This window comes from Paenimyroides marinum (genome assembly GCF_900108395.1).
Lineage (GTDB): Bacteria > Bacteroidota > Bacteroidia > Flavobacteriales > Flavobacteriaceae > Flavobacterium > Flavobacterium marinum.
Genome location: NZ_FNXE01000084.1, coordinates 1 through 3,001, shown reverse-complemented (window position 1 = coordinate 3,001; position 3,001 = coordinate 1). Strand labels below are relative to the sequence as shown.

Genomic DNA, 3,001 nt, shown 5'->3' with positions numbered 1-3,001 from the left:
TTTGATTTGTCGTAAAACCAAAATATGAAAAAAGGAGCTAACCACAATGGGAAGCTCCTTAATTTTGAAAAGTTAGTCGGTTAGTAGTGAAAAAATATATTGATATGTAAAATATTAAAATTCGGCTATTTTGTTTGTTTTTTGTTAAGATATGTATGTATGTTTGTTTGTATCTTATTATAAATTTACCTTTGGAAGAATAATTTTATTACAATTAAATAATGAATAAGAAAATCTTTCAGTTAAAAAAAATACCAGTAGTATTCCTTCTATCCGGTGTTTTATTAGTTAGTACTAATAATGTTTTTGCAATTAATACACCTATTCAGATTAGCTCTTATAGCAGCGAATTACCAAAACCACAGTACCAAAATGGATATGGAACTTTTTTAGTGGATGCTACTAATACAAAGATTTCTGTTTCAGAATTTTCTAATCAATTAAACGATTATTTTGATTTAGATGATCAGCATACCTTTGAATTGGTTAATGAACAACGCGATGCCAGCACAGGATACAATTATTATAGTTACCAACACTTTTATAATGATGTGAAAGTTAATGGTGATATGGTTTTTGTTCATGCAAAAAATGATCAGGTTCAATATATTAACGGGCAAATAGTAAAAATAGCAGAGTTATCTGTTACACATTCTATTGATGAAGAGAAGATAAAAGAAGTAGCTTTAAATAATTTTGGCATTACTGAAAATGTTCAAATAAGTAAAATCGAAAATTTTATATACAAACAAGAATCTCAGGAAGGCAAAATTTCGTTAAAACAGGTTGCAAAAATAAGCTTGATAGCGACAGCTCCTTTTAAAACAATAGAGTACCTTATTGATGTACAATCTAATGAGATCATTTCTCAGTTTGATAAATTTCATAAAGCTGATACACAAAGTACCAGTGCAACCTATTTTCGCGGTAACCAAAGTATTACTGTAGATTCTTATAACGGCAGTTACAGATTAAAAGATAACGCCAGAAATATAAGAACGTTAAATGCCGTTAATTTAACGGGACATTTAAATGCAGATGGAACTTTTAGCGGTTATTCGGAATATACAAATTCTTCAGCAAATTTTACATCTGTAAACACAAAGCCTGCAGTGGAAGTGCATTGGGCAATGAAGAATACTTACGACTATTATAAAAACATACATAACAGAACCAGTTTTGATGGTAACGGGCACGCTATAAATAATTATTATGATGCTGGGACTGCATTAGGAACTCATGAAAATGCTGCCGCATTAGACGAAGTAGATAATGGTTATGAATTAATTGGAATGTTTTACGGAAAAGGAGGTTCATATTTACATCCGGTGGTAGGTCTTGATGTTGCCGGTCATGAATTTTCACACATGGTTGTAAGTAGAAACGGAAACGGAGGATTGGATTATCAAAACGAATCTGGTGCATTGAACGAGTCTTTTGCCGATATGTTTGGAACATCTATAGAATTTTATGTAAATGATAACCCCAACTGGACAATAGGTGAAGGACTTCTTAAAAGCAGCAGTATCACTCCTAATTATTTTAGAAGCATGAGTAATCCTAACAGTGCTCCCACCTCGATAGGTATGCCAAGTCAACCTGATACCTATAAAGGACAATATTGGCAAAATACCACCAACAATCCAAATGGGTATAATGACTATGGCGGGGTTCATATAAATAGCGGTGTAGGTAATCACTGGTTTTATTTATTAAGTGAAGGTGGTTCAGGTGTAAATGATATAAACAAGAGCTATAATGTAACGGGCATCACCATTCAAAAAGCAGAAAAAATTGCATATAGAGCATTAACAACAGGTTTGTCAAGTAGTGCAACTTATTTAGATGCTTATAATGCTACAATTGCAGCAGCTGCGGCTTTGTACGGAGCTAACTCAAATGAATGGACACAAGTGGTTGATGCATGGTATGCTGTTGGTATTGGAAGCGGTGCTGCTTCAACTAAAAATTATGAAATGGAAGCTAAATTAAAGGTATATCCAAACCCGGTAACTGGTGATGAAGTAACTATTGAATCTAATTTAGATGAGACAACTACTGTTGAAATGTTTGATTTAACGGGAAAACAAGTGTTAGCACCTAAACAAATTGAAAGCAGAACTGTTTTAAATACATCAAATTACAAAACGGGAGTGTACATTCTAAAATTCAAATCTACGTTAGGCGAATATTCACATAAGCTGATAATTAAATAATTAAAAAGTAATATATTTATATCTCTTTTAAGGTTAACGATAAACGTTAACCTTTTTTAATTAAAGCTTATATGGATTTTACAATTATAACCGATTATTGGGAAGTATCGGACCTGCTTAAAGCGGTAACATCTTTAATTGTTGGTATGGTGCTTGGTGCAGAAAGAGAATTAAAAGACAAAGCTGCCGGTTTTCGAACCATTACCTTGATTTGTTTGGGAAGCACGTTATTTACATTGCTGTCTTATAAAATGGGAGTGGGAGCATCTGAAGACGCTACGCGTATAGCATCTTATGTAGTAAGTGGCATAGGTTTTTTGGGGGCAGGTGTTATCTTTAAAGACGGGTTTAGTATAAATGGCTTAACCACGGCAAGTATTATATGGATTGGTGCAGCAATAGGAATGAGCATTGGTTTTGGTCAGTTTACAATCGCGCTTACGTTTTGGGCTTGTAGCTTTTTTATCATCCATTTTGGCGGATTCATTAACAAACGCCTGCTGACAAAAATCGCAATAAAAAATGTTGAGATTTTAATAAAGAAAAGCGATTATAATCACAGAGAAAAAATAGAAAAAGATTTAAGTGATTTCTGTAAGGGAATTGAGTTAAGACAAATGGATGAACACAACGAAAACATTATTTTAAGTTACGAATGTAAAATTTACACTAAAAGAATCCTCGATTTTGAAAACTATCTTGTTTATAACAGATATATTGATTGCTTTAAAATAAAATAAATCACTACTAAACGGGCAATCTTTCAAATAGGGCAAAATTAGTTG

General features: G+C 32.7%; 2 protein-coding genes. Both read left to right on the top strand.

The window, feature by feature from the left end; translation table 11 throughout:
* Positions 1-221 precede the first annotated feature (221 nt).
* Positions 222-2,216, top strand: a complete 1,995-nt coding sequence (locus tag BLW20_RS14410) for a M4 family metallopeptidase (protein ID WP_091102961.1) — start codon at positions 222-224, stop codon at positions 2,214-2,216.
* A gap of 71 nt (positions 2,217-2,287) precedes the next feature.
* A complete protein-coding gene (locus BLW20_RS14405) occupies positions 2,288-2,956 on the top strand; it encodes an MgtC/SapB family protein (protein WP_091102958.1) in 669 nt (222 codons plus the stop codon).
* The last annotated feature ends 45 nt before the right edge of the window (positions 2,957-3,001 follow it).